This window comes from Shinella zoogloeoides, from assembly GCF_030733845.1.
GTDB lineage: Bacteria > Pseudomonadota > Alphaproteobacteria > Rhizobiales > Rhizobiaceae > Shinella > Shinella zoogloeoides_C.
The window spans coordinates 48208-74218 of the sequence record NZ_CP132313.1; the positions used below are offsets into that span (position 1 = coordinate 48208).

Annotated in this window: 25 protein-coding genes; 16 read left to right on the top strand and 9 right to left on the bottom strand. The window is 65.4% G+C overall.

Going from position 1 to position 26011, the window contains the following annotated elements:
- Positions 1-16 precede the first annotated feature (16 nt).
- Positions 17-1036 carry a LacI family DNA-binding transcriptional regulator gene (locus Q9316_RS22930; protein WP_306036128.1) on the bottom strand — a complete coding sequence of 340 codons (1020 nt, stop codon included), beginning with the start codon at positions 1034-1036 and terminating at the stop codon, positions 17-19.
- Positions 1037-1318: 282 nt separating this feature from the next.
- On the opposite strand from Q9316_RS22930, the gene Q9316_RS22935 reads away from it, so the two are divergent.
- From Q9316_RS22935 to Q9316_RS22955, 5 genes are all read left to right on the top strand, one after another.
- Positions 1319-2365 carry an ABC transporter substrate-binding protein gene (locus Q9316_RS22935; protein ID WP_306036129.1) on the top strand — a complete coding sequence of 349 codons (1047 nt, stop codon included), beginning with the start codon at positions 1319-1321 and terminating at the stop codon, positions 2363-2365.
- A gap of 82 nt (positions 2366-2447) precedes the next feature.
- Complete coding sequence (locus tag Q9316_RS22940) at positions 2448-3266, top strand: ATP-binding cassette domain-containing protein (RefSeq protein ID WP_306036130.1); 819 nt, start codon at positions 2448-2450, stop codon at positions 3264-3266.
- Entirely contained in the window at positions 3263-4507 is a 1245-nt protein-coding gene (locus Q9316_RS22945) for a sugar ABC transporter permease (RefSeq protein ID WP_306036131.1), read from the top strand. Before Q9316_RS22940 ends, Q9316_RS22945 begins: the two co-directional genes overlap by 4 nt.
- 27 nt (positions 4508-4534) lie before the next feature.
- Positions 4535-5263, top strand: a complete 729-nt coding sequence (locus Q9316_RS22950) for an SDR family oxidoreductase (protein ID WP_306036132.1) — start codon at positions 4535-4537, stop codon at positions 5261-5263.
- 62 nt (positions 5264-5325) lie between these two features.
- A complete protein-coding gene (locus Q9316_RS22955; protein WP_306036133.1) occupies positions 5326-6957 on the top strand; it encodes an FGGY-family carbohydrate kinase in 1632 nt (543 codons plus the stop codon).
- 146 nt (positions 6958-7103) lie between these two features.
- Here Q9316_RS22955 and Q9316_RS22960 read toward each other — a convergent pair whose 3' ends face one another.
- On the bottom strand, positions 7104-7340 hold the full coding sequence (locus tag Q9316_RS22960) for a hypothetical protein (RefSeq protein ID WP_306036134.1): 237 nt from the start codon (positions 7338-7340) through the stop codon (positions 7104-7106).
- 228 nt (positions 7341-7568) lie between these two features.
- Between Q9316_RS22960 and Q9316_RS22965 the strand changes: the two genes are divergently transcribed.
- On the top strand, positions 7569-8858 hold the full coding sequence (locus tag Q9316_RS22965; RefSeq protein WP_306036135.1) for a hypothetical protein: 1290 nt from the start codon (positions 7569-7571) through the stop codon (positions 8856-8858).
- Here the strand turns inward: Q9316_RS22965 and Q9316_RS22970 are convergent.
- The 7 genes from Q9316_RS22970 to Q9316_RS23000 all read right to left on the bottom strand — a co-directional run bounded on the left by Q9316_RS22970 (position 8809) and on the right by Q9316_RS23000 (position 14890).
- Entirely contained in the window at positions 8809-9345 is a 537-nt protein-coding gene (locus Q9316_RS22970; protein ID WP_306036136.1) for a hypothetical protein, read from the bottom strand. The genes Q9316_RS22965 and Q9316_RS22970 overlap by 50 nt on opposite strands.
- Entirely contained in the window at positions 9342-9935 is a 594-nt protein-coding gene (locus Q9316_RS22975; protein ID WP_306036137.1) for a hypothetical protein, read from the bottom strand. Before Q9316_RS22975 ends, Q9316_RS22970 begins: the two co-directional genes overlap by 4 nt.
- A complete protein-coding gene (locus Q9316_RS22980; RefSeq protein WP_306036138.1) occupies positions 9932-10528 on the bottom strand; it encodes a hypothetical protein in 597 nt (198 codons plus the stop codon). The genes Q9316_RS22975 and Q9316_RS22980 overlap by 4 nt, the downstream gene beginning before the upstream one ends.
- A 134-nt stretch (positions 10529-10662) precedes the next feature.
- Positions 10663-11907 (bottom strand): ABC transporter permease, encoded by a 1245-nt coding sequence (locus tag Q9316_RS22985; RefSeq protein WP_306036139.1) that lies wholly within the window; start codon positions 11905-11907, stop codon positions 10663-10665.
- A complete protein-coding gene (locus tag Q9316_RS22990; RefSeq protein WP_306036140.1) occupies positions 11904-12590 on the bottom strand; it encodes an ABC transporter ATP-binding protein in 687 nt (228 codons plus the stop codon). The genes Q9316_RS22985 and Q9316_RS22990 overlap by 4 nt, the downstream gene beginning before the upstream one ends.
- A gap of 2 nt (positions 12591-12592) precedes the next feature.
- A complete protein-coding gene (locus Q9316_RS22995; RefSeq protein ID WP_371878073.1) occupies positions 12593-13057 on the bottom strand; it encodes a hypothetical protein in 465 nt (154 codons plus the stop codon).
- A 78-nt stretch (positions 13058-13135) separates the two neighbouring features.
- Positions 13136-14890, bottom strand: coding sequence for an alkaline phosphatase (locus tag Q9316_RS23000; RefSeq protein ID WP_306036141.1), 1755 nt, complete (start codon positions 14888-14890; stop codon positions 13136-13138).
- 191 nt (positions 14891-15081) lie between these two features.
- Here Q9316_RS23000 and Q9316_RS23005 point away from each other — a divergent pair, with 191 nt between their 5' ends.
- The 10 genes from Q9316_RS23005 to Q9316_RS23050 all read left to right on the top strand — a co-directional run bounded on the left by Q9316_RS23005 (position 15082) and on the right by Q9316_RS23050 (position 25969).
- On the top strand, positions 15082-15750 hold the full coding sequence (locus tag Q9316_RS23005) for a DUF2161 domain-containing phosphodiesterase (protein WP_306036142.1): 669 nt from the start codon (positions 15082-15084) through the stop codon (positions 15748-15750).
- A gap of 100 nt (positions 15751-15850) precedes the next feature.
- Entirely contained in the window at positions 15851-16027 is a 177-nt protein-coding gene (locus Q9316_RS23010; protein WP_306036143.1) for a hypothetical protein, read from the top strand.
- Between the two features lie 165 nt (positions 16028-16192).
- A complete protein-coding gene (locus tag Q9316_RS23015; protein WP_306036144.1) occupies positions 16193-17716 on the top strand; it encodes an ABC transporter substrate-binding protein in 1524 nt (507 codons plus the stop codon).
- 60 nt (positions 17717-17776) lie between these two features.
- Entirely contained in the window at positions 17777-18715 is a 939-nt protein-coding gene (locus Q9316_RS23020) for an ABC transporter permease (protein ID WP_306036145.1), read from the top strand.
- Positions 18716-18726: 11 nt separating this feature from the next.
- Complete coding sequence (locus tag Q9316_RS23025) at positions 18727-19578, top strand: ABC transporter permease (protein ID WP_306036146.1); 852 nt, start codon at positions 18727-18729, stop codon at positions 19576-19578.
- Positions 19575-21242, top strand: coding sequence for a dipeptide ABC transporter ATP-binding protein (locus Q9316_RS23030; protein ID WP_306036147.1), 1668 nt, complete (start codon positions 19575-19577; stop codon positions 21240-21242). The genes Q9316_RS23025 and Q9316_RS23030 overlap by 4 nt, the downstream gene beginning before the upstream one ends.
- Positions 21232-22683, top strand: a complete 1452-nt coding sequence (locus Q9316_RS23035; RefSeq protein WP_306036148.1) for an amidase — start codon at positions 21232-21234, stop codon at positions 22681-22683. Before Q9316_RS23030 ends, Q9316_RS23035 begins: the two co-directional genes overlap by 11 nt.
- A gap of 12 nt (positions 22684-22695) precedes the next feature.
- Positions 22696-23625 (top strand): MurR/RpiR family transcriptional regulator, encoded by a 930-nt coding sequence (locus tag Q9316_RS23040; RefSeq protein ID WP_306036149.1) that lies wholly within the window; start codon positions 22696-22698, stop codon positions 23623-23625.
- Positions 23626-23661: 36 nt separating this feature from the next.
- The gene (locus tag Q9316_RS23045) at positions 23662-24846 is read left to right on the top strand and encodes a serine hydrolase domain-containing protein (RefSeq protein WP_306036150.1); all 1185 of its coding nucleotides are present in this window, start codon (positions 23662-23664) and stop codon (positions 24844-24846) included.
- Positions 24847-25066: 220 nt separating this feature from the next.
- On the top strand, positions 25067-25969 hold the full coding sequence (locus Q9316_RS23050) for a bile acid:sodium symporter family protein (protein WP_306036151.1): 903 nt from the start codon (positions 25067-25069) through the stop codon (positions 25967-25969).
- Positions 25970-26011 lie beyond the last annotated feature (42 nt).

The following is a 26011-nucleotide window of genomic DNA, read 5'->3' on the forward strand; positions in this document are numbered from 1 at the left end:
ACAGTGATTCCAGGCCCTAGCCGATCTTCTCGACGATCGGCGGCACCTGGATGACGGAGGGTTCGGTGGAGCCGGAATCGATGAGGTCGAAGACGGCTTCGAGCATTTTCGGGACGTCCTGGCGCACCATCTCGATATGGTCGCCGAGCATGGCCACGAAGGGATCCCAGTCGAAGCAGCCGAGATGCGGCATGCGTTTGGCATAGTGGCCGGACCGGCGGATCCAGCGCATCACGCCTTCCAGCGAAATCGTCGAGTTGACGAACATGCCGCGCGGCAGGGTGCTCGTCCGCTCGGCGAGTTGCCTCATGACGCCTTCCGCCTTTTCCGGCGCATAGCCGCAGGTTTGCACCAGCGCCTCATCGACGGGCACGCCGGCTTGCGCATGGGCGTCGCGAAAACCGCGCACACGCTCCATCGTGTTGTGATCCGTGCCGCGGCCGCCCACGAAGAGGAGAGGGGCCTTCACGCCATATTCCCGCTCGCAATTGGCAAGCACCCGCCGCGTCAGTTCCAATGCCCCGCCATAATTGTCGGAGATGACGGAGGGCGCGCGGGAGCCGGGCAGATCGAGGTTGATGGTGCGCACGCCCGCGGCGGCGCAAAGGTCGACGATGCGGTCGGGATCGGTCGCGCCGGTCGCGATCAGGCAGTCGACTTGATAGGACAGCATGGCACGCGCCGCCTCGACCTCCAGCGCGGGATCACGCCGCGTGCAGGTGATGATGGGGAACAGGCCGCGCTCGCGGGCCAGATTCTCGAATTGCTCGACGATGGAGCCGAAATAGCGGTTGTCGTATTTCGGCACGATCATGCCGATGATTTTCGATCGCTCACGACGCAGCACGCTTGCCTGCATGTTGACCGCGTAGCCCTGTTCCTCCGCCAGTTTCGTGATCTTTTCCGCAAGCTTGGCGCTGATGCGCCGCTTCTTCCAGTTGCCGTTGAGAACGGCGCTCACGGCGCTGGCGGATGTGCCGGCCAGCTCTGCCAGATCATAGATGGTCGTCCTTTTCGCGGGCGTCGTTTTATTCACATTTCATCTCCGTTTCGAAGCCACCTTGACACCAATAGCGTTTGGTGACAATTCTTGCTTCATCGATTGAGCAAACATGCTTCATCGATGAAGTTGCCTGAACAACAAGGCTGACCCAAGGGAGGAGTCAGACGGAGCATCGACGAACCGGACGCTGCAGCGTCGCTGCAGCGAACGATGATCTGCGCGCTCTCGGTGCGTGGAGGGGTCGGGCCCTGTTGCCCTTGGCGGCTTGAGGTCGCCGGCGAACATGACTGCCAAAATCAACCGTGGAGGAACCCAATGAAGACGCTTACCACCCTGCTCGCATCGACCGGCCTCGCCCTGTCGCTCGGCAGCGCCGCATTCGCCCAGGAAAACGCGACTGTCGCGTTCCTGATGCCCGACCAGGCCTCGACCCGCTACGAGCAGCACGACTATCCCGGCTTCAAGGCCGAGATGGAAAAGCTGTGCGCGAGCTGCACGGTGATCTACCAGAACGCCAATGCCGATGTCGCGCTCCAGCAGCAGCAGTTCAACTCGGTGATCGCGCAGGGCGCCAAGGTCATCGTGCTCGACCCGGTCGATTCCGCTGCCGCCGCGGCCCTCGTCGAGATCGCCCAGTCGCAGGACGTCAAGGTCATCGCCTATGACCGCCCGATCCCGGACAAGCCGGCCGACTACTACGTCTCGTTCGACAACCAGGGCATCGGCAAGGCGATCGCCCAGTCTCTGGTCGAGCACCTGAAGGCCAAGGGCGTTCCCGATGGCGCCGGCGTGCTGCAGATCAACGGCTCGCCGACCGATGCGGCCGCCGGCCTCATCCGTGACGGCATCCACGAGGCACTTTCCGCCTCGCCCTACAAGACGCTTGCCGAGTTCGACACGCCGGACTGGGCGCCGCCGAAGGCACAGGAATGGGCTGCCGGCCAGATCACCCGCTTCGGCGACGAGATCAAGGGCATCGTGGCCGCCAATGACGGCACCGGCGGTGGCGCAATCGCCGCCTTGAAGGCTGCAGGCGTCAAGGAAATGCCGCCGGTGACCGGCAACGACGCAACGATCGCGGCGCTCCAGCTCATCATCTCGGGCGATCAGTACAACACGATCTCCAAGCCCTCCGAAATCGTGGCCGCCGCTGCGGCGAACGTCGCTGTCAAGCTGCTCAAGGGCGAGACCCCGGAAGCCACGCACAAGCTCTACGAGACGCCTTCGCAACTGTTCGTTCCCGCTGTGGTGACGGCGGAGAACATCAAGGCCGAAATCTTCGACAAGGGCATCAACAAGCCGGAAGAAGTCTGCACCGGCGAATATGTTGAAGGTTGCCGCAAACTCGGCATCATCAACTAACCACGCCCATCGCGTCCGGCCGTGGAAAGCGCGGCCGGACGCTCCGATCAGTCGAAGGTCTTTCTTGAAGGTTCCAGGGGCCATGACAGCCACGCACAGTCTTCCCGCCAAGGGGCAATCGGTCATACGCCTCAGCGGCGTATCCAAGAATTTCGGAGCCGTCTCCGCGCTGACGGATATCGAGCTCGACGTAAAGGCCGGCGAGGTCGTCGCCCTCGTCGGGGACAACGGCGCCGGCAAGTCGACCCTCGTCAAGGTGCTCGCCGGCGTGCACCAGCCGTCTTCCGGCACCATCGAATTTTGCGGCCAGCAGGTCTCGCTCGACAGCCCCGCCAAGGCGCTGGACATGGGCATCGCCACCGTCTTCCAGGACCTCGCGCTCTGCGAGAACCTCGATGTCGTCGCCAATCTCTTTCTCGGCCACGAAATGTCGCCATGGGCGCTCGACGAGGTCGCCATGGAAGTGCGCGCCTGGACACTGCTGCGCGAGCTTGCCGCGCGCATCCCGTCCGTCCGCGAACCCATCGCCTCGCTTTCCGGCGGTCAGCGCCAGACCGTCGCCATCGCCCGCTCGCTGCTGCTCAACCCGAAGCTCATCATGCTGGACGAACCGACGGCCGCCCTTGGCGTCGCGCAGACGGCCGAGGTGCTGAACCTCATCGAGCGCGTGCGTGACCGCGGCCTCGGCGTCATCATCATCAGCCACAACATGGAGGACGTGCGCGCCGTGGCGGACCGCATCGTCGTGCTCCGCCTCGGCAAGAATAACGGCATCTTCACGCCGGACTCGTCCAACCAGGAACTCGTTTCCGCCATCACCGGCGCCACGGACAACTCCGTTTCGCGTCGTGCCGACCGCAAGGCCGGCGAAGCACAGGAACTTCATGGGGGAGCAGCATGAGCCAGAATTCGTCCCAGCCGATGCTGGACCGCAGCGATGAGCGCATGCGCCACGATGACAGCCTTGCCGCCATGGCGCGGGGCTTTGTCGACCGCGTGCGCTCCGGCGACCTCGGCATGCTGCCCGTCGCCGTCGGCCTCGTCGTCATCTCCATCGTCTTTTCCGCGCTGAACCCGATCTTCCTAGCGCCGAACAACCTCGTGAACCTGCTGTTCGACTGCGCCACCGTCGGCGTCATCTCGCTCGGCATCGTCTGCGTGCTCGTCCTCGGCGAGATCGACCTCTCGGTCGGCTCCATGAGCGGCCTTGCATCGGCCATGGTCGGCGTGCTCTGGGTCAACCAGGGCTGGCCGATCGTCGGCGCCATCCTGGCGGCGCTCGTCGTCGGTGCGGGCGTCGGCCTGCTCTATGCAGCGCTCTACAATCGCCTCGGCATGCCGAGCTTCGTCGCCACGCTTGCCGGCCTGCTCGCGCTGCTCGGCATGCAGCTCTACATTCTCGGGCCGACCGGCTCTATCAACCTGCCTTACGCCTCCTCGCTGGTGCGCTTCGGCCAGATCCTGATCATGCCCGACTGGCTGTCCTACACGCTGGCGCTGGTGCCGGGCCTCGTGATGATCGGACGCGGCCTTCGCACCCGCAGCCAGCGCATGGCCGCCAATCTCTCGGCGCAGCCCATGCGCGCGCTGATCCTCAAGGCCGTCGTGCTGACGGTCGCGCTGGAAGCCGCCGTCTTCTATCTCAATCTCGGCCGCGGCATTCCGTGGATGTTCGCCCTTTTCGTCGCGCTCGCCGTCATCCTCAACTATGCGCTGACGCGCACCAAATGGGGCCGGTCGATGTTCGCCGTCGGCGGCAACAAGGAGGCGGCGCGCCGCTCGGGCATCAATGTGCGCCGCATCTACATGAGCGCCTTCGTGCTCTGCTCGACGCTTGCGGCGCTCGGCGGGATCCTCTCGGCCTCGCGGCTGGCCTCGTCGAGCCAGCAGGCCGGCACGGGCGACGTCAACCTCAATGCCATCGCCGCAGCCGTCATCGGCGGCACCAGCCTGTTCGGCGGTCGCGGAAGCGCCTATTCGGCCCTACTCGGCATCATCGTCATCCAGGCGATCTCGAATGGGCTGACGCTGCTCAACCTGTCGTCCTCGCTACGCTACATGATCACCGGCGGCGTTCTCGCCATCGCCGTGATCGTCGACTCGCTCGCGCGCCGCTCGCGCGTCAGCCACGGCCGCGCCTAACGGAACACTGGAATGGAGTTTTAGACCATGACTGACCTCATGAAGGGCAAGATCGCCGCCATCACCGGCGCCGCCTCCGGCATCGGCCTCGAATGCGCAAGGACGTTGCTGGCCGAAGGCGCGAAGGTGGTGCTTGTCGACCGCGCGCAGGACAAGCTGGAACAGCTCTGCAGGGAGCTCGGCCCCAATGCCCTGCCGCTCGTCGTCGATCTCCTGAAGCCGTCCGACGTCTCCGGCATGCTGCCGCGCATCCTCGAGATCGCCGGCGGGCTGGACGTCTTCCACGCCAACGCCGGCGCCTATATCGGCGGGCCGGTGGCGGAAGGCGATCCGGATGCCTGGGACCGCATGCTGAACCTCAACATCAACGCGGCCTTCCGCTCGGTTCATGCGGTGCTGCCTTACATGATCGAGAAGAAGACGGGCGACATCCTCTTCACCTCGTCGATTGCCGGCGTCGTGCCCGTCGTCTGGGAGCCGATCTATACCGCCTCGAAATTCGCGGTGCAGGCCTTCGTGCATTCGACCCGCCGTCAGGTGGCGCAGCATGGCGTGCGCGTCGGCGCGGTGCTGCCGGGGCCGGTCGTCACGGCCCTGCTCGATGACTGGCCGAAGGAGAAGATGGACGAGGCGCTCGCCAATGGCAGCCTGATGCAGCCGAAGGAAGTGGCCGATGCCGTGCTCTTCATGCTGACCCGGCCGCGCAACGTCACGATCCGCGATCTCGTGATCCTGCCCAACAGCGTCGATCTCTAAAAGCCCGGCAAGCGGCATGACGCCGCTTGCCCGAAAAATTCCTGATTGCAGGCGGTAGACCCATGAACACTCCTTCCTCCGCGCAGCCCCTGGGCGGCGAACGCTACCTTGTCGGCGTGGATGTCGGCACCGGCAGCGCCAGAGCCGGCCTCTTCGACCTCACGGGCCGCATGCTGGCCTCCGGCAAACGCGATATCGCGCTGTTCCGCGAACCGGGTGCGATGGTCGAACAGTCGAGCACGGATATCTGGTCCGCCGTCTGCGCCTCCGTGCGCGAGGCCGTCGAAAAAGCTGGCATCGCGCCGGATCAGGTCGCCGGCATCGGCTTCGATGCGACCTGCTCGCTGGTCGTGCTCGGGGAGGGCGGCAAACCGCTGCCCGTCGGCCCTTCGGAAGACCCGGAACGCGACATCATCGTCTGGATGGACCATCGCGCGGTGGATCAGGTCGAGCGCATCAATGCCGGCGGCCATGACGTGCTGCGCTATGTCGGGGGCATCATCTCGCCGGAGATGGAAACGCCGAAGCTGCTGTGGCTGAAGGAAAACCGCCCGCAGGTCTTCGATGCAGCCTGGCAGTTCTTCGATCTCGCCGACTTCCTGACCTGGCGCTCGACGGGCGACCTTGCCCGCTCCACCTGCACCGTCACCTGCAAATGGACCTATCTCGCCCATGAGAAGCGCTGGGATCCGGGCTATTTCCGGGGCATCGGCCTCGGTGTTCTCGCGGACGAGGATTTTTCCCGCATCGGCCAGCGTGTCGTCGAACCCGGAACGCCGCTCGGCAACGGCTTGACGGAACGTGCGGCCGCCGAGCTCGGACTTGCCGTCGGAACGCCCGTCGCGGCCGGCATGATCGATGCCCATGCGGGCGGCATCGGCACGGTCGGCGTCGATGGTCCGCCGGAGAACAATCTCGCTTATGTCTTCGGCACCTCCTCCTGCACCATGACCTCGACCCGCGAACCGGTCTTCGTGCCCGGCGTCTGGGGGCCCTATTTCTCTGCCATGGTGCCGGGCATGTGGCTCAACGAAGGTGGCCAGTCGGCGGCCGGCGCGGCCATCGAGCAGCTGCTCTCCTTTCACCCGGCGGCGGGCGAGGCCAGGGCGCTGGCGAAATCGCGCGGGCTTTCCCTGCCGGTGCTGCTGGCGGAACTGGCCGTGGAAAGGACGGATACGCTTTCCGACGCGGCAAGGCTCGCGGATGGCCTGCACGTCGTGCCGGAATTCCTCGGCAACCGCGCGCCCTTCGCCGATCCCCATGCCCGCGCGGCCATCGTCGGCCTCGGCATGGAGCGGGATATCGACAATCTCGTCGCCCTTTACATCGCCGGCCTCTGCGGCATCGGCTATGGCCTGCGCCAGATCATCGACGCGCAGGCGGCGGCCGGCGCGCCGGTCGACAGGATCGTCATCAGCGGCGGCGCCGGCCAGCTCGATCTCGTGCGCCAGCTTCTTGCCGACGCGACGGGCAAGCCGCTGCTCGCCACGCGGGCGGAGGAGCCCGTCCTCCTCGGCGCCGCCATTCTCGGCAGCGTTGCCGGCACGGCCTTTCCCGACATGCGCTCGGCCATGGCCGCGCTTTCGGCCGTCGACCGCACCTACCAGCCGTCCGGCGGCAAGACCGCTGCGCTTCACGCCGCCCGCTACGATGCCTTTACGCAGCTTCAGGATCTCGCGCGGAAAATCCGCTAGCTCTCGGGGACAATGGCGACTGCAAGGACGCCCGGCAGCTTGACGCTTTACCGATCGGCCAGCGCGGGAAATAGAAAGGCCCCGGCTTCTGGACCAAGCCGGGACCTTTCATTGCTGTCGTCGGCGGGCAATAAATACCCTGCCGGCTACAGCCAACCGCCCGAACGTAAAAAATGCGCCGTGGGGGGTTGTCGCGCATAAAACATGCGCGCCGATGTTTCGACGACCGAACGATGGCGTTTCGCGTCGAACGCGCCGATCGGGTAGGTGTCGATAAGATATTTGGCAAACACTTCTCTCTCGGCTGGATCAAACCATTCCTGCGACGTGATGTCGTCGAAGATCGCCTTGACCTGCTCAAGCTGTTCAGGTTCGAATTGCATTTGCTTTCCTCCCATACAACGTCGTTATTTTTCAAGCTGTTGCTTGTGCTTTCGCTGGTATGGATTGCGTCTATTTTATTCCGTGCCGGCATACCGTCTATTAAAAATGACACAGGCGGATGACGGATGCCGTTTGGCGCATCCTCCAGGCTCCGGGAAAGGATTTGTTCGGATCGCCGTCAGCGCCGCCGGGGTTGAGCCCTTGGAAGGTTGAGGATAGGTTCGGGCATGGCGATGCTCAAGGACATCGGCGGCCTGCTGGCATTGACGGCGCGCCTTCTCGCACGCTTCTGGCCGCAACTCATGATCATCGGGGCGCTCGGGTTCGTCGCGCGTGCCCTTCTTCTCGAGGCGGCCGTTGGTGTCGGCCTGAGGGCGCCCCTCGGCGGGATGGTGACGCTGTCGTTCGTCGTGCTCGTCAAGCTGCTCGTGGTCATCGGCATGTTCGCGACTCTCAGCCCCGGCCTGCCGGCGCTTGCTGCCCTGCGTGGCGCAGCCCCTGCGACCGCGGCGCCCGCGCCCGAGGGGCGGGCGGCCAATCGGCTTCTTCTGATCACCGCCGCGGCCATACTGCCGTTTTTCGCCTATTATGCAGCCTGGGGTTTCCTGGCGGATGCCGTGCGCGAATATTCCCGCCTCGCGCTGGATCGCGTGGCATTCGGGGAACGGGTGGAGATATTCGAGCTCCTTCGCTCCCGCAGCCTGATTGCGGCGATCGCCGCTTGCTGGGTCGTGCGTTGGCTCGCCAAGCGCGCCAACAGCCGCAGGCCATCTCCCTGGCTGCGCCTTCTGATCGTCGCGGCGGATGCAAGCTGGATCTTCATCGGCCTTTATGCGCTCGACAAGTGGAAGGACGACCTGATCGGCTGGATCGGTGCCGGCGCTCTCCTGCAAGGCGTGGAAGCAAGCCTTGCCGGCTTCACTCTGGAAGCTCATGCCGCGGGGGGCGACGTGCCGGTGGAGTTCCGCCAGCCGAATGTCCTCATCCGGTTGCAGGACCTATTCTTCTACGCCCTCCTGCCACTCATCTGGCTGGTCATGGCCGCGATCGTCTACGGCTACGACCTTTCGGCAAAGCCTGCCGCGCCACCGCCACCCTCTCGCGCCACGACGTTCCGCAAATGGCTTCACGATTTCCTTGCGCATTTCCTGGGCGGATACCGGAGCCGCTACAAACCCGTCTGGACCTGCCTCAGCCGGGTCCTCGGCGCCGGCCTCGGAGCGCTCCTTGCCTTCATTGTCCTCTACCGGGCCGTCGGCTGGCTCACGGCCTGGACATGGTATGGCACGACCCATTTCTTCGGCCCATACACGTTCGAAACGTGGCAGCGGATCGGCGATATCCTCGGCGTTCTCGTGGGCAGTCCCGTTGAGCTCGATGGCGGCATCCTTTTCGATCCGGTTCGGATCGCACTGCTGGCCGCCATGCTGGAATTTGCCGTCTCCCGCAAGGATGAACCGGCCACGCCTATTGGAGGAGCAGCGCCGGCTGGCCCGTCAAGGCGAGTGACAGAGTGAACCCGCCGGCATCCCGCGGCACGAGATAGAGCTCGGCCACACGGACGGAAGCCCCGTTGGCGCCGGCCGTCAGTAGCGAGCATTGCGGCAGGTCCGCGGCTTCGGGCGCAGTCTCGCGCAGATAGTTGCCGGGCAGGAAGAGCGGCGCCCACCGACGCCCCCTGCTATCGCTCAGCGTCACGTTGCATGGCAGGGCCTGACGCAGGGTGCCGGCATCCTGAAAGGTCAATTTGATTTCCGCGAGGATGAGATTGGTGTCGGGCAATGGTCCGGGCAACCGGCGAAGGGCGGCAAGCTGCCATCGGCTTCCGCCGCTGGTTCCGCTGCCATCATGCGCGACGGGCATGGGACGTTCCATGCTCTCTCCAAGCCATGAGAGCACCTTTCCTCCCGAATTGACGACGATCGCAAGCGGCACGACGAGGAACAGCGAAGCGAGGCTGGCCCAGTAACCGCGTCTTTCCCGTGACGAAACCGGCGTGCTCATGGTCCGGCCTCCAGCGTCCAGGGCATGACGCGTCCGCCGCGTGCAAGGGTGAGCATTTCGTGCCGATTTTCCGGCGGGACTTTGGTCATGGCGATTTCCGCCTGCTGCGAAAGCGGCGTCACCAGCGTTTCGGCGATGAGGAGGACCCCGCCGTCGATCTCGCCTTCAGGCAGCTCGAAGATGAGCAGCATCGGGCGCGGGATACCCGGTTCCAGCCGTTCGGATCCCAAAAGGCCGATTGGATCATGGACGCGCGTGCTACTGGCGAAGCGCCTGCCGGACGGTCCTTGCCATGCGGCAGAGGCGAGGGTGACGGATTCGTCTTGCGCCCTCGCCGCCGCCTCGATAACGAGCCAGCGCCCGGAGGTCGTATAGACACGCGGTTCTGCGAAGCTCGAAACGATCAGCTTCCCGGCCATATGGACATTGGCGACACCGAAAACGAAGCGCCCGGTTTCAGCGGGTTTTCCTGCGGCGGCCGGCACGGTCACCGGCGAGAGGATTTCGCTGTAGTAGGGTGTGGATTGCTGCAAGCCGAAAAGCAGCACTGCGGCCAGAAGAATGGCGAGGATGTTCGCGAACGTCGTCACGTGTCAGCGCTCCCGTCCTTCTGGGCCACAGTCAGCGGCACGACCGCCACGGCGTCGCGGTCGAACCAGTTCGAGGCGCCGTAGAGGTTGTCGCGCTTCTTGTAGATCTGGCTCCCTATCAGCAGCTTCAACTCGCGGGGCAATACCTGCCCGGCCGGCCATTCCCAGGTAGCGGTCAACTTCTCCGGCAGGCCCGGATGCAAGCCGCCCCCGATTGCCTTGTCCCGCACCAGATAGAAGGTCGGAGGCGCAAGTTCCGTCTCCGGGATGGCGAAGGTCAAGAGCTTGGCCGGCAAGTAAGCCGTGGATGCAGAGCGGTTGTCTGCCTCGAAATCGATGAGCAGGAAGGTTTTCGGCTCGAAGGGCTCGCTGCCGGAAGGCGGAAGATGGCTCATGCGGGCGCTGCCGATGGTGACATGCCATTGCCCGGTATCGACCCTTTCTCCCGGTGCGGCCGAATGCAGGGGCTCCGGATTGGCCGCGTGATAGATGGCGGTGCCAAAGGAAACCGCGCTTGCGACCAGGCTTCCGATGCTGGCAGCGGCAAGGGTGAGTAGCCGTTGCCGGAAACTTCGCCGTTGCTCGTTCGTCATTTCGACTCCCGGTCAGCAGCCCCTTGCATTGTCCCCTGACCCGGAGGATAGCCCGATTTTTACGTATGCGCCAAGCTCGCCTTGGCAAAAGCGCGTCGGCGGTTCACGCTTCCAATCGACAGATCGCCTGAAATTCAGCTCCTCAGCGCGCTTGCCGGGCTCAGGCGAAGTGTCGAGAGTGCCGGGAGGATGGAGACGAGTATGGCGGCGAGGACGAACCAGAAAACGAGGGACAGGTCCTCGCGCGCGAATTCCACCGGCATGCGGATGGCGGTCGTCGCGGCGAGGTTGGCCGATATCAGGTGGGCTGCGCAGTAGCCGATAGCGATGCCGAGCGCGAGGCCGGCGAGGAAGAGCAGGAAGAGTTCGCCCCAGACGATGGCGAGGATCGAGCGCCGCGGCGCGCCGAAGGCCCTCAGCGCTCCGATCTGCCGCCGCCGGGCGCCGACATGCATGATGGTGACGAGCAGCACGGCGGCGACGACGATGATCTGCGTGCCGATGGCGATGGCAAGCAGCAGGCCGCGGGCATCGCCGAGCGTCGCGTAGAGGCGGGTCAGCACCTCGGCGGGGAAGACGGCAAGCGTCGTCTCGCCGCGATAGTCCTGGCGCAGGCGATAGGCATCGGAAATGGATCTGGGCTTGACGAGGACGGCGGGAATGCCGGGCGTCGCGGCGTCGAAATGTTCGTCGAGCGCGGCATCGGCCTCGACAGGCGCTTCGTGATCATGGTCTCCGTGAGCCGCTTCGCCGCCGTGGTCATGCTCTTCGTCCCCCGCCATGCCATGCAGTTGCCAGACGGCGCGGATCGGCACGAGGATGGCGCGGTCCCAGGCCGTGCCCGTCGGGGCCATGCGGCCTCTCACCGTGTAGACGATCTCGGTGTGGGTGTGGCCGCCCTGGTCTGCCGTCCCATGCATCGGCTTGATCTCAGCGCCGATCCGCTTCGGTACATCCGAGCCGATAACTGCATCGCCGAGATGGGAGAAGATCGCGCCCTCGGCAAGCGTCGGCGACAATGCAGCGATAAGGTTGCTCGTCGTGCCGACGACCGGATGACCGTCGGCGGAATCGCCGAAGCCGACGGGCGCGGCGAATTCTACGCGTGGATCCTCCGAAAGCCTGGCCAGCACGCTGCCTGCCATCAGCGGCAGCGGTGAGGGCTGGAGGAAGACGGCGGAAAGCGCGAGCTGCGTTTCGCTGCCGGCGGCGCCGACCAGCAGGTCGAATTTTTCCGCTGCGCGGGCGCTGCCGAGCCTGACGGCGCGCTCCTGGAGGGTGACGGTGACGCTGAGCGCGACCGAGAGCGCGATCAGCACGACGACGGCCAGTGCGCCGCCCTTGAACCGCATGATATCGGCGAGGATGAAGCGGATCATGCTGCCAGCGCCTCCGCGCTGTCCGCAACGATGCGGCCGCCCTCAAGGCCGATGCGCCGATCGAGCCGTTCCATCAACGCCGGATCGTGGGTGACGACGACGAGCGTCGCGCCGTCCTGCCGGGCAAGGCGTACGATCAGCTCGGAGATCGCCTCGCCGGTGCGGCGGTCGAGGCTGGCGGTCGGCTCGTCCGCGACGATCACGCCCGGTTTGGACAACAGCGCCCGTGCCACCGCGACGCGTTGCATCTCGCCACGCGACAGTGTTTCGACGGGTTGGCCCGGCCGGGCGATGCCCGTCGTTTCGAGCAGGTGGTGCGCGCGCTCGCGCATCGCCGGCGTCAGGCGGCGGGAGAGTCGCGCCGGCAGCACGACGTTTTCGAAGGCGGAAAGACCGGGAAAGAGATGAAAATCCTGCATGACGAGGCCGATATGGGCGGCGCGGAAGGCGTCACGCCTGCCGGCGGAGAGGGCGGCAATGTCCGTGCCGCCCCATGAGGCGGACCCTTGCGTCGCCGTTTCGAGGCCGGTGACGACGTTGACGAGCGTGCTCTTGCCGGAGCCCGAGGCGCCGGTGACGGCAAGCTGGCTGCCTGCGGGAAGATGCAGCCGGGAAATGGAAAGCACCGGCGTTTCAAGGCCGGGAAAGCGCATTTGAAGGCCGGAAATATCGAGCGCCAGCATGGTCAGACCGTGTTGAACGCCGCGTCGCGCAGGCGCAACTGGCTGCGGAAGCCGGTTTCCGGGTCGGTCCAGGCACCATATTCGAGTACGCCATGCGTTTCGATGGGCGCATTGTATTGCACGAAGGTCTGCTTTTCGGCGAGGTAGACGACGAGGATATTGTCCGGCCAGTCGGCATCCGAGGAGCAGAACGGGCAGAGCGACATGGGGATTTCCGTGAGCACGAAGAAGTTGGCCTCGGCCTTCAGCGGCGGCGCCATGAAGCCCTTGAGGGTGACCTCCGCGCCGTTCAGCCGCTTCACCTTGTCGGAGAATTCGAGGCCGAGCACGCCGAAGCTCTTGTAGAGTTCGCCGAAGCCGAGTTTTTCGCCCGATGATGCCGGGCGGGCGAAGGAAAGGGCGGGCAGGGCTGCGAGCGTCGAGAGCATCCGTCGCCGGGTGAAAAACGCGCGCGGGATATCCGTCATGGCCATGCTTCCTTCTTCCTTCACGATGGTGCGGACAGGCAGCACAGCGCCGCCTGTCCGCCAAAGGGCAAAAGCCGCTCAGTCCTTGGCCGTGCCGAGGGCGAACGTATCGGCGAGCACGCGGTAGACGTCGCTCTGTTCCATATAGCCGCGGAAGCCTTCCGCGCCGGGGCCGGCCGCCTGGAGCACGATGTCGTCGACGGCATGCACGCCGGTGTCCTCGTCCTTGGGAATGTTGCCCGTGACGAAGACCGCGCCGGGAACGTCCTTGTAGGCTTCGTTGGCGATATACTCCTTCGCCTCGTTCTGCACGGCCGGAACGAACGGGCCGTCGAGCTTGGGACGGAAGGTCTCGTAGTGATCGGGACCATTATTGGCGGCCAGGAACAGGCGGCGCGAGACATCGACGCGGTCGGGGTAGCCGTCGCCGTCCTTGTCCTCGTAGTTGGGGAAGCCGGCATTGTCATAGGTGCCGACCTTCTCGCGCATTTCCGTGCCCGGCTTCTCGTCATCGACCGTGCCGATGATGCCGACGCCGTGCGTGTGGTCGCCCGTCACGACGATCAGCGTGTCGGGATTCTTGTCGGCGAATTCCCGGGCGACGGCGACGGCCTTGTCGAACTCGATCGTTTCGATGAGCGCGCGATCCCAATCGAGGGGATGGCTCATCTTGTCGACCGAGGCGGCCTCGACCATCAGGAAGAAGCCTTCCGGGTTTTTGGAAAGCTTGTCGAGCGCGGCCTTCGTCATGTCGACGAGGCCCGGCTGGTTCGGAAACTTGTCCACGGTGCCCTTCTTGAGGAACTCGCGGTCGAGCGTCACATCCATGTTGCCGGTGTGGAAGAGGCCGAGCAGCTTCTCCTGGTTCGAGCCGGCCGCCGCGGCCAGTTCCGTCTTGTCGATCGCCAGCGCATAGCCGGCATTCTTGAATTCGGCGATATAGTCCTTGTCGTCCTTGCGCTTGGAACCCGGCACGTCCTTGCCGAGGAAGTAGGCCGAGCCGCCGCCGAGCAGCACGTCCGGCTTGACGTCGAGCATCATGCCGACGATCTCGGCCTTGTCGGCGCGCTTGCGGGTGTGGGCAACGAGCGCGGCGGGCGTCGCATCCTCGACTTCGGCGGTCGTGACGATGCCGACGGCTTTTTTCGTGGTGCGGCGCAGCGCCTCGGCAATGGTCTCGACCTTGGGATCGTCAAGGCTCTCCGGCGTGCGGTCGGCATAGACGCCGAGCGCGTTGACGCGCGACTTGTGGCCGGTCATGTAGGCCGATGCGGTGTTGGCGCTGTCGGTCGCGATCGAATGCGTGGAGGACGTGCCGATGAAGGCGACCGGCGGGATGTCGTCCATGGCGAGGCGGCCGTCGGCCTTGCCCTCGGTCATGCCCTTGGACATGATGCGCGCGCCGGTGCGGTGGGCGACGGAGAGGCCGTCGGCGATCATGAAGATGATGTTCTTGGCCTTCGGTTCCGCGACGGTCTCATAGACGTCCCAGGCGACCGACTTGGCTTCGCTGCCTGCCGAAACCTCGACCTTGTAGGCGCCGGCAACGCCGATCGTCAGGCCGCGCAGGATGAGCGCAGAGCCCAGCACCTTGTCCTCGGCGCCCTTTTCCTCGGCAACGAATTCGGCCTTCTTGCCGAAGACGGCCTCATAGTCCTGGCCGTTGACGGTGACCTTCACGTCTTCCGGCTTCACCACGGCATCGAACTCGACCTTGAAGTCGAAGGGCGAGCCGACGAGGATCGTCGCGCGGTCGAGCGGATAGACGGTCGCCGCCTCGGCGGCGCCTGCGAGCATCGTGGCGGATGCGAGGGCAAGGAGAAGTTTACGCATGGGGAGTGCCTCTCTTGAGCGGTGCGTTGCCCCCTTGCGATAAGAACCCTCCATGACAGGCGTATTACATATGACGAGCCGCGGTGGAAAAGCCTGCCTCCGCCTCTCACCGCGCCGGAGGCGGATGCGGTGTCGCTTGCGGACGGATCGATGTAGGTTGGCGGTGATTCTCAGCATCGACCCGCAGGCCCATGGAAACGTCGCTCTATCCACCCGTCAAAACCTTTCTCGAAAAGGCCGGCTATGTCGTCAAGGGCGAGGTCGGCGGCTGCGATATCGTCGGTCTCAGTGAGGACGATCCGCCAGTCGTCGTGATCTGCGAGCTGAAATTGAGCTTCAATCTGGAACTGATCCTGCAGGCCGTCGACCGGGCCGCGATCTCGGACGAGGTCTGGATCGCCGCGAGGGTTTCGGCCAAGGGCAGGGGGCGGGAGGCCGACAGGCGCTACCGCGATCTTTGCCGCAGGCTCGGCATCGGCATGCTCGGCATTTCCGATGCCGGTGACGTCAGCATCATCGTCGGCTCCGTATCGCCCATGCCGCGGACCAACCCGAAACGGCGCTCGCGGCTCCTGCGTGAACATCAAAAGAGGCGTGGCGATCCGGCGCTCGGCGGCAGCACGCGCACGCCCCTCATGACGGCCTACCGCCAGCAGGCGCTCGGCTGCGCGGCAGCGCTGGAGGCCGGGCCGCTGCGCGTGCGCGAGATCCGCCCGGGCGTTCCGGAGGCCGGCAAGATCCTGCTTTCCAACGTATACGGCTGGTTCGAGCGGCTTGACAGGGGTGTCTATGGGCTGACGGATGCCGGTCGCGAGGCATTGCGGCGATGGCCGCAGCCCGGCGTAGCGGCCGCCGAATAGCGCCTACGGGGATAGTGCTCCCGGCAAGCCATGCCTTGGTAAGGCCGGCACGCGCGCTATATGGCGTGGTGGACCCATCGAACGCCGCAAGGAGTGCAGCATGGCCATCATTCCGAACGAACCCGATCCCGGCCCGAACCCGATCCCCGATATCCCGCCAATCGGCGAGCCTGCGCCGCCGATCAAGGAGCCGGAGCCCGATCGCCTGCCGGACGAGGAGCCCAATCCGACCCCGGACGAGAACGACGACCCAGCCAAGCAGGTTCGCCCCCTGTAGGTATCTTCCTCCGGAAAGCGCCCGGGTCGTCTTCACACGCCCTATGTTGAATACATAACATCATTGTTGACCAATGGGGAATATATAACATACTCTCCTCAATGTGTCTGGCGGCACGTTGGATCTCGGGAGGAGAGAAAGATGAATTTTTGGAGCAGACCTCGCATGCGGGCGAAAGGTTCGGCACTGCGCGGCATGACGGTTCTGGCCGTGGGGCTGATTGCGTTCGAGCCGGCTTTGGCGGCCGATGTCATTCGCATCGCCTCGCCCTACCAGACCACGACATTGGACCCGATGCGTTCGGCGGCGGCAGGCAATATCGAGACCTACGGCCAGCTCTATTCGCGCCTGCTTCGGCGCAATTCCGAGACCGGCGCGCTGGAGCCGGGGCTGGCCGAGAAGTGGGACATTTCCGAGGACGGCAAGACCTACACGTTCCATCTGCGCGATGCCCAGTTCTCCGACGGGTCGCCGATCACGGCCGACGACGTGGCTTTCAGCCTCGACCGTATCCGCAGCGACAAGAAATCGGCCTATCCGGCGCCGCTGGGCTCGGTGGAGTCGCTGACGGCGGCCGATCCGAAAACGGTCGTGGTCAAGCTCAAATCCGCCTTCGCGCCGTTCCTCGGCAATGCCGAAATCTGGAACATGGGCATCGTGTCCAAGGCCGATGTGGAAAAGCGCGGCGAGGACGAGGCCTTTTCCACGGTCCCGGTGACATCAGGGCCCTACGAGGTCAAGCAGTGGAAGCCGAACGAGCGGCTTATCCTCGAGCCCAACCCGCACTATTGGCGCGAGGGCTATCCGAAATCGGACGCCACGGTCGAGCTGATCGAGATCGCATCGCCCGAAACCCGCATCGCCATGCTGAAGGCCGGCGAGATCGATGCGGTGCGCGCGGTGCCGTGGGCGCAGATCGACGAACTGAAGACCGTCGAGACGATCGACATGCGGATGGAGCCTTCGACCACCATCTACATGACCCTGCTCAACCACAAGCGCGAGCCCTTCTCCAACCTGAGGGCGCGCCAGGCGGCGGGCATGGCGATCGACAACAAGGCCATGGCCAAGGCCATCACGCGCGGCTATGCCGAGCCGGCAAACACCACATTGCCGGGCAGCGTCGATTTCCACGACAAGGACTATCCGGGCATTCCCCACGATCCGGCCAAGGCGAAGGAACTGCTCGCCGAATCCGGCATGGCCGGGCACGAGGTAAAAATCCTGGCGACCGCCGATGCGCCGTCCCAGCAGACGGCGCTGCTGATCCAGGCGCAGTGGCAGGCGATCGGCCTTAAACCCGTCATCGTCAATGTCGATGGCGGCGCCTGGTGGGATGCCACCGGCAAGGGCGACTACGACGCGGCGGCCAACTGGTGGTACAACGAGACGCCCGATCCCGACCTTGCCGTGCGCTGGGCCGTGTGCGGTAGCTGCGGCTCGAACTCCTACAACACCTTCTATGCGAACCCGAAGGTGGACGAACTGGTGGAGCAGGGCACCAAGGAGGCCGACGAGGCCAAGCGCGCGGAGATCTACAAGGAGATTCAGAGGATCACCACCGAGGAGGTCGCGCAGATCCCGCTCTACTATGCGCCGAACGCGGTGGCCTATTCGAAGCGCCTCCAAGGCCTCAAGCTGACGCCTTCGCTGCAATGGACCCTGGAAGAGACATCCATCGGCCAGTGAGCCGCCTCAAGCGCGCCCCGAAGAGGGGCGCGCCCTTGAAGCTTAAACCGGAGAACCGGATTGCCCCTTCTGCAACTCCTTGCGCGGCGCCTGCTGCAACTGGTCGGCGTGCTCGCCGGCATCAGTCTCGTGACGTTCCTGCTTGTGCACATGGCCCCCGGCGATCCGGCGCGGCTTCTTGCCGGGGAGAGGGCCAGCGCCGAGACCATCGCGGCGATCCGCTCGCAATACGGGCTGGACCTGCCGCTCTGGCGTCAGTTCCTGACCTATCTCGCAAACCTGCTTTCGGGTGATATCGGCCTGTCGCTGCGCTTCCAGCGGCCGGTCAGCCAGCTTATCGAGCAATTCATGTGGCCGACGCTGTTCCTCACCGTCTACGTCATCTGCCTCGCCATCCCGCCGACGGTCGCACTCGCCATTCTCGGCGCGCGCCGACCGGGCGGCGTCGCCGACCAGATCATCCGTCTGGTGGGCATTGCGGGCCTCACAATTCCGGTGTTCTGGCTCGGCATCATGATGTCGCGCTTCTTCGGCGTCAGCCTCGGCTGGTTCCCCGTGTCCGGCTACGGCACGGGTTTCACCGGGCACCTGCATCACCTCTTCCTGCCTGCGGTATCGACCGCCATCTGGCTGGTGCCGGTCCTCACGCAGAGCCTGCGCGCCGCCCTGATCGAGAAGACGACCGCCGATTTCGTCACGGCCGCGCGGGCGCAGGGCGCCACGGAACGCCAGATCTTCTGGCAGACCATGCTGCCGAACGCCGTGCTGCCGACGCTCAACCTGCTCGGCGTCATGGTGGCCTTCATGATCGGCGGCGCCGTCATCGTCGAGACCGTCTATGCGGTGCCGGGCCTCGGCACGCTGATGGTCAACGCGCTGCTGGGCCGCGACTATTACGTCGTGCAGGGGCTGACACTGGTCTTCGCGGTCTCGACCGTGCTGATCACGCTGTTCGTGGATTTGCTCACCGCCTTCATCGATCCGCGCGTCCGGCTCTGAGGAGATCGCACATGGCCGAAAGCCCCGCTCTGGCGCAGACCGCGCCCGCCATCCGCCGCATCACGCCCACCATGCTGGTCGCGCTCGCCATCCTCCTCGGGTGGTTGGTGCTGGCGCTGGCGGCTCCGTTGATCGCGCCCTACGACCCCGATGCCATCGACATCATGAACATGCTCTCGCCGCCGAGCGCCATCCATTGGTTCGGCACGGACCAGGTCGGCCGCGACGTCTTCTCGCGGGTCCTTTTCGCAAGCCGCGTCGATCTGCTGCTGTGCGTGGCCGGCGTGCTTCCACCGCTGCTGATCGGCACGACCATCGGCCTGCTGAGCGGCTATTTCGGTGGCGTGGTCGACAATGTGTTCATGCGTATCTACGACCTCACCGTCGCGTTCCCGTTCTTCGTGCTGGTGCTGGCCATCGTCGGCGTGCTCGGGCCGGGGCTCCTCAACTTCATCCTGGCGCTGACGCTCGTCGGTTGGGTCAGCTATGCGCGCCTGGTGCGTGCGCAGGTGCTGACGATCCGGGAAAGCGAGTATATCCAGGCGGCCAAGTGCCTCGGCTATTCGCCGGCCGCCATCCTCGGCCATCACGTGCTGCCGAACGCCATCGGGCCTGTCATCGCCTATGCGGTCAGCGACGCCGTGCTCGTCATGCTGGCCGGCGCGAGCTTCGGCTTCCTCGGCATGGGTGCGCAGCCGCCGCTCGCCGAATGGGGCGTCATGATCGCCGACGGACAGGCATTCGTGCAGCAGGCCTGGTGGATATGCCTGTTTCCGGGTCTGGCCGCGATCTCGCTCGGCCTCGGCTTTGCGTTGCTCGGCGATGGATTGGGACAGATACAGCGCAGGGGAGTTACGGCATGAGCGCGCTGGAAACCGGCAAGCCGCCGCTGCTTGACGTCAGGAACCTTTCCGTCAGCTTCGGCGGCTTTGCGGCGGTCAGGAACGTCTCGTTCACGCTCCAGCCGGGAGAGATCCTCGGCATCGTCGGCGAAAGCGGCTCGGGCAAGTCCGTGACCTGCCGCGCCGTGATGCGGCTCCTGACCGGTGCGGCGCAGGCCGAGGGCACGGTCGCGCTCGACGGACAGGATCTGCTGGCGCTCGGTGAGGAAGAACTGTGCGCCATTCGCGGCCGCGACATCGGCATGATCTTCCAGAACCCGGCCTCGCATCTCGATCCGCTGCGCCGCATCGGCCAGCAGGTCGCAAGCCCGATGATCCGTCATCTCGGCCTCGGCCGGCGCGAAGGCTTGCGCCGGGCGGTCAAGCTGCTGGACGACGTGGGCATCCGCGAGCCGGAAAAGCGCGCGCGGTCCTATCCGCACGAATTTTCCGGCGGCATGAAACAGCGCGCGATGATCGCCGCCGCCATCGGCTGCGAGCCGAAGCTGCTGATCGCGGACGAGCCGACGACCGCCCTCGACGTCACCGTTCAGGCGCGCATCCTGCAGCTTCTCAAGGAACTCAACCGCAAGACCGGGCTGGCGATGATTCTAATCTCGCACGACCTCGGCGTCGTCGCGGATATCTGCTCGCGCGTGGTGGTGATGCGAAACGGCGAGGTGGTGGAGCAGGGGCCGATCGACGACGTCATCAACCGGCCGCGCCATCCCTATACGCGGCTGCTGATCGAATCCCAGCCCGGCCGCAAGACCTATGGCACGGCCGGCGGCCCGGACCGGGAAATGCCGTTGCTCAGCATCGAGAACCTCTCGGTATCCTTTTCCGCCGGGCAGGGCCTGCTGGGCGGGCTGGCCGGCGGCGGCAATTCCTTCCGTGCGCTCGATGGCGTGGACCTCACGATCAATGCCGGCGAAACGGTCGGCATCGTCGGCGAAAGCGGTTCCGGCAAGAGCACGCTGGCCCGATCGATCATCCGCCTGAACACACCGAGCGGCGGGGCGATCCGCCTCGAGGGACAGGATGTCGGCGCGCTCGCCGGCGCGGCGCTGACGGCGTTCCGCCGCCGCGTGCAGATGGTGTTCCAGAACCCGTACGATTCGCTCAATCCCCGCCTGACGATCGCCGAGGCCGTCGCCGAGCCGATCTGGCGGCACGGCCTTGCGGATCGGAAAACGGCGCAGAAAGAAGCCGACGCGTTGCTGGAAATGGTGGAACTGCCAAGCAGCCTGCGCGATCGCAAGCCGCGCCAGCTCTCCGGCGGGCAATGCCAGCGCGTCGGCCTTGCGCGGGCCCTTGCGCTGAAGCCCCAGCTGCTCATCGCCGACGAGATCACCTCGGCGCTCGATGTCACGACGCAGGCGCAGATTCTGGAATTGCTCGTGCGGCTTCAGCGTGAGCGGTCGCTGACGTTGCTCTATATCTCGCACGACCTCTCCGTGGTCAGCAGCCTTTGCCAGCGCGTCTACGTCTTCAAGGCGGGGCGCATCGTGGAACAGGGCGTGGCGCGGCAGGTTCTGACCACGCCGCAGGACCCCTATACCCAGGCGCTGGTGGGCTCGCTGGCCCGCCTGCCAGCTGCACAGACAACCTCTTCATTACAATCGGTATCGACCCATGCGCCTTGATGAATATGCCGCCCATGACGGAACCGGCCTCGCCCGCCTGCTGGCGAAGGGCGAGGTCACGCCGAGGCAACTCGGCCGATGCGTCGAGGAGGCCGTTGCGGCGGTCAACCCGGCGCTGAACGCCGTTATCGAACTCTATCCGGATGCCCTGGAAGGCTTGCCCGAGACAGCGTCCGCCGGTCCATTCGGCGGCATTCCCACGCTCACCAAGGACTTCCCGATCGAAGCCGGGCGGCCGGCCGAATTCGGCAGCCGCCTGGCGGAGGGGTTTCGCGCCGGCCACGATGCCGTCTACTGGGCGCGCCTGCGCGCCGGGGGGCTGGTCAATGCCGGGCGCACGACGAGTTCCGAATTCGGGGTGCCGGCGGCGACGGAATCGCCGCTTTATGGGGCGACCCGCAATCCCTGGAATCCGGAGCGCGGCGTCGCGGGCTCCAGCGGCGGCGCGGCGGCTGCGGTCGCTTCCGGCATCGTGCCCTTCGCGCAGGGCAGCGATGGCGGTGGGTCGATCCGCAACCCGGCCGCGTTCTGCGGCCTGATCGGGCTGAAACCCTCGCGCGGCCGGGTCACCGGTTCCCCGAACGGGAACGCCCCGCTGCTCGGGCTGGCAACGGCCTTCATGCTCACCCGCTCCGTGCGCGACACGGCCGCGCTGCTCGATCTCTGTCATGGACCCGACGCCGGCGACGGCTATGAAATCGCCCCGCCGGCGGGCAGCTATCTCTATGCGATCACGCGTGCTCCGAAAGGGCTTCGGATCGCCTTGTGCACGCGGTCCTGGTCCGGCGTCGAGATCGACCCGGAGGTCGCGGCGGCGACCCGGTCGGCCGCCGAACGGCTTGCATCGAGCGGCCATCATATCGAGGAAGCATCACCGGACTTCGACTACCCGGCGTTCCTGCATGCGCAGAAAGTCATCTGGGCAGCGGACGCCGCCGCGAGCATGCCGGCGATGGCGAAGCGTATGGGGCGCACGCCGGAGGCGGCACTCGGCGCGAGCGTCTACGCGCTCTACCGGCGGGGTCTGGCGGTCAGCGGCGCGCAGCTCATCGCCGCGCTTTCCGCCTATGACCGGGTGACCCGGCAGATCGGACGTTTCCTCGCCCGATACGACCTGTTGCTGACGCCCACCAGCGCCATCCTGCCGGAGCCGATCGGCACGTTCGATCCCAACCGCGCCGGCATCGACGCGGACGGCGTGTTCGATGATCTGGCGCCCAAGGAGACGTTCACGGCGTTGTTCAACGCGACCGGGCAGCCCGCCATCTCCCTGCCGCTGGGGCGCAGCCGCGACGGCTTGCCGATCGGCGTCCAGCTCGTTGCCCGCTTCGGGCGCGAGGACCTGCTGCTTGCGGCCGCGCGGCAAATCGAGGAAGAAATGGAAAGCGCTCCCGGCATCTGGGGGCAGGGGCGTCCGGCCGTTCATGTCGGCAATTTCTAGGAGACCGTCACTGTGGCGAAAGCGCGAAGCGGCAAGGATGGCAAGGCATCGAACGGCGCCGAGGAGAAGATCGACATCGAGGCGATCCTGCGCGCCCGCATGCCCGATTTCTCGCCCTCCGAGCAGAGCCTTGCGGCCCATATCCTGAGCAACATCCAGATGCTGCCCTTCGAGACCGGCACCAGCATCGCGCAGGCTGTGGGCGTCAGCGAGATGACGGTGACGCGCTTCGTCCGCGGCCTCGGCTTCGAAAACCTCCGCGACCTGAAGAACCGCCTGCGCGTGGCGGTGACGGAGAAGGACAGCGAGATCGACGACTACATGGCGCGCTTCCAGATGCGCGAAGGCCGCCAGCAGATGCTGCAGGAGAGCCTGCGCCTGGAACTCGACGCCATCGTGAAGGCCTATGCCCTGACCACCACGGATGTGTGGGACGAGACCTCCAGCCTGCTCGTGAAGGCGCGCACCATCTACGTCGTCGGGTTCCAGGCTTCGACGGGGCTGGCGATGGATTTCGCAAGCCGCCTGCTGTGGGCCCGCTCCAACGTCATCTTCGTCGGCAATGCCTCGGGAACGTTCGGGGAGATCATCAATGCCGATCCCAAGCAGAGCGCCGTCGTCCTCGTCGATACCGCCTCCTACGCCACGCGCGGCATCAAGCTGGCTGAGATGCTGAAGTCGATGGAGATGCCCCTGGTCATCGTCACCGACAAGTTCAGCCACTGGGGCTTTGCCTATACGCGCTTCGTTTTCGAAGCCCATACGCATGTGAAGACCTTCTGGGATTCGACGGCGAGCCTCAGCGTCGTCCTCAACCTGATGATCGATGCTGTCGCTACCAAGCTCGGCCCGAAGGCCAAGCGGAACTTCTCCATGATGAGCGACATGGGCAGTCTCTTCGGGGAATTCGTCGGCGGCAGCTATCTTCGCCGCAATGATTGAACGCGCATCGTTCCAAACCGCAAACGAGAGCATATCATGACCAGCATTCCGCCATTCCGCGATCCCGCAGCGCCGGGCAAACCCGTCATCCCGCGGCAGGACTGGGACCGCGCGCCCTGGAACCGCTGGACCTTCCAGAATGTGCGGGACATGGTGCCGACCACGCGGGTCTGGCGCGGTGAGGGCCCGGCGAGCCCGTTGCCGACGAACCTGCAGGACATCGACGCCATCGCCTTCGATGCGGACGGCATTTCCGGCACCATCGGCACGTTTCTCGAGGAGGGCTATGCCGATGGCCTGCTCGTGCTCCATCGCGGCAAGGTCGTCGCCGAGCGCTATCTGAACGGCATGAGCCCGCACACGCTGCACCTGTCGCAATCGGTGGCCAAGTCGATCGTCGGGACCCTGGCGGGCATTCTGATCGGCCGTGGCCTGCTCGATCCCGCCGCCCCGGTGACGCACTATCTGCCGGAGCTCGAAACGACCGCCTATCGCGGCGCGACCATCCAGCATGTGCTGGACATGACGAGCGGCGTGGTCTTCGACGAGACCTACACCGCGCTCGATTCCCACATGGCGCAATTGGATGCCGCCTGCGGCTGGAAGGAGCGCTGGAACCCGCAATGGCCCTTGCATGTCTGGGACCTGATCCTGTCGCTCCAGGACCTCGAATGCCCGCACGGCGCCTCCTTCCGCTACCGCTCGATCGAGACGGACGTGCTGTCCTTCGCTCTGCAGCGCGCCGCCGCCACGCCGCTTGCCGAGCTTGTCAGCCATGAATTGTGGGCACCCATGGGTGCGCAAGAGGATGCCTGCTTCACCGTCGATCCCGCCGGCTATGCGCTCGGCGACGGCGGCTTCAACGCGACCTTGCGCGACTACGCCCGTTTCGCCCTGCTGCATCTGCGCGGCGGGGAGCTCGATGGCCGGCGCATTGTACCCGCGGAATGGATCGCCGGCACGCGCTTCGGCGCGGACCCGACGCTCTTCGGCGGCATCTATCACGATGTCCTGCCCGAAGGCGCCTATCATAACCAGTTCTGGATCGAGGACACCGCAAGACGCGCCTATATGGCAAGGGGCGTCTTCGGGCAGTTGATCTACATCGATCCGGAAGCTGACTTCGCCGCGATCATCCTGTCGAGCTGGCCGGAGTTCGTCAGCACGATCAGGACCCGGACAGCGTTGGCGGCGGTCAGGGCCATCCGCGAGGCCTTGTGACGGCAGCGGGACTGTATCGGTTTCGCTGATGCTGTATGCGTGGATCGGCCTCGGCCCACGCATTGGCGCGAATGAATGCCGCGCGACGAGGTGCAGGGTCGATCAGTGCGATATCGCCGCAAGATTGCGCGCCAAAGAGGCGATTGCACTCTGGCGGGACGATGGCACAATGCTGCGGACTTGAGCGGGATCGACAACACCTAGCGGAAAGAGAAGCAGGATGGAGCAGTCCGCCCTTATCGACATCGGTTTGCCGGTCGCCGTGTTCATCATCATGGCCGGCATTGGCATGACGCTCGCACCGACGGACTTTCAAAGGGTGGCCCTGCGGCCGAAGGCGTTGATCTGGGGCATTGTGGCCGCGCTCCTTCTCCTTCCGGTGGTGGGGCTGTCGCTTGCCATGCTCATGGGCCTGCCGCCGGAAATCGCGGTTGGCCTCGTCGTCATCGCAGCCTGCCCGATCGGCACCACGTCCAGCCTGTTTTCCTACCTCGCGCGGGGGGATCTGGCGCTGTCGATCGCGCTCAGCGCCGTCGGCAGCCTCGTTGCGATCGCGACGCTGCCGCTCTTTGCGAATTTCGCGATCGAACGTTTTGACTATGGCGATGCCCGCATCTCCCTTCCCGTCCTGCGCACCATCGGCATGATGATCGCGCTTATCCTGTTTCCTGTTGCCCTTGGCATGGGCATCCGGCACAAGGCCACCGCTTTCGCCGCCCGCGCCGAAAAGCTCGTCGGTGCCTTCGGCATCGTTGTGCTGGTGGTCTTGATCGTCGGCATCGGCATTTCGGTCTATGATCGGTGGGTGGAAATCCTCGTTGCCGCCGGACCGGCGGTGCTCGCACTGGTTTTCTGCGGCATTGCGCTGGGCTTGTTTGGCTCGCGCCTGCTCGGCCTCACGGCGGCGGAGGCGATGACGGTCACCTTGTCCATCACCATTCGGAACGCGGCGATCGGCATGGTTCTCGCGATCACGATGATGCATTCGCCGGAAATCGCCGTGCCGCCGGCGCTGTTCGGCCTTCTGATGTATGCGGCGGGCTTCGCGCTCGTTCCCTACGGCCGCAGGACAATACGGTCCACTCTGGAAGAACCCGGCCGCCCGTCGACGGGGGCGGCCTGATCGCGGGGCCGGCGCCGCGCCGATTCCTCCTTGTTCCATATT

Coding starts and splice junctions, on each gene's coding strand:
- Q9316_RS23015 (WP_306036144.1), top strand. CDS start 16,193: ATGCGGGCGAAAGGTTCGGCACTGCGCGGCATGACGGTTCTGGCCGTG.
- Q9316_RS22970 (WP_306036136.1), bottom strand. CDS start 9,345: ATGAGCACGCCGGTTTCGTCACGGGAAAGACGCGGTTACTGGGCCAGC.
- Q9316_RS23035 (WP_306036148.1), top strand. CDS start 21,232: ATGCGCCTTGATGAATATGCCGCCCATGACGGAACCGGCCTCGCCCGC.
- Q9316_RS23010 (WP_306036143.1), top strand. CDS start 15,851: ATGGCCATCATTCCGAACGAACCCGATCCCGGCCCGAACCCGATCCCC.
- Q9316_RS22990 (WP_306036140.1), bottom strand. CDS start 12,590: ATGCTGGCGCTCGATATTTCCGGCCTTCAAATGCGCTTTCCCGGCCTT.
- Q9316_RS22950 (WP_306036132.1), top strand. CDS start 4,535: ATGACTGACCTCATGAAGGGCAAGATCGCCGCCATCACCGGCGCCGCC.
- Q9316_RS22960 (WP_306036134.1), bottom strand. CDS start 7,340: ATGCAATTCGAACCTGAACAGCTTGAGCAGGTCAAGGCGATCTTCGAC.
- Q9316_RS23045 (WP_306036150.1), top strand. CDS start 23,662: ATGACCAGCATTCCGCCATTCCGCGATCCCGCAGCGCCGGGCAAACCC.
- Q9316_RS22940 (WP_306036130.1), top strand. CDS start 2,448: ATGACAGCCACGCACAGTCTTCCCGCCAAGGGGCAATCGGTCATACGC.
- Q9316_RS23050 (WP_306036151.1), top strand. CDS start 25,067: ATGGAGCAGTCCGCCCTTATCGACATCGGTTTGCCGGTCGCCGTGTTC.
- Q9316_RS22935 (WP_306036129.1), top strand. CDS start 1,319: ATGAAGACGCTTACCACCCTGCTCGCATCGACCGGCCTCGCCCTGTCG.
- Q9316_RS22965 (WP_306036135.1), top strand. CDS start 7,569: ATGGCGATGCTCAAGGACATCGGCGGCCTGCTGGCATTGACGGCGCGC.
- Q9316_RS23000 (WP_306036141.1), bottom strand. CDS start 14,890: ATGCGTAAACTTCTCCTTGCCCTCGCATCCGCCACGATGCTCGCAGGC.
- Q9316_RS23005 (WP_306036142.1), top strand. CDS start 15,082: ATGGAAACGTCGCTCTATCCACCCGTCAAAACCTTTCTCGAAAAGGCC.
- Q9316_RS22945 (WP_306036131.1), top strand. CDS start 3,263: ATGAGCCAGAATTCGTCCCAGCCGATGCTGGACCGCAGCGATGAGCGC.
- Q9316_RS22980 (WP_306036138.1), bottom strand. CDS start 10,528: ATGACGAACGAGCAACGGCGAAGTTTCCGGCAACGGCTACTCACCCTT.
- Q9316_RS22995 (WP_371878073.1), bottom strand. CDS start 13,057: ATGACGGATATCCCGCGCGCGTTTTTCACCCGGCGACGGATGCTCTCG.
- Q9316_RS23030 (WP_306036147.1), top strand. CDS start 19,575: ATGAGCGCGCTGGAAACCGGCAAGCCGCCGCTGCTTGACGTCAGGAAC.
- Q9316_RS22955 (WP_306036133.1), top strand. CDS start 5,326: ATGAACACTCCTTCCTCCGCGCAGCCCCTGGGCGGCGAACGCTACCTT.
- Q9316_RS23025 (WP_306036146.1), top strand. CDS start 18,727: ATGGCCGAAAGCCCCGCTCTGGCGCAGACCGCGCCCGCCATCCGCCGC.
- Q9316_RS22985 (WP_306036139.1), bottom strand. CDS start 11,907: ATGATCCGCTTCATCCTCGCCGATATCATGCGGTTCAAGGGCGGCGCA.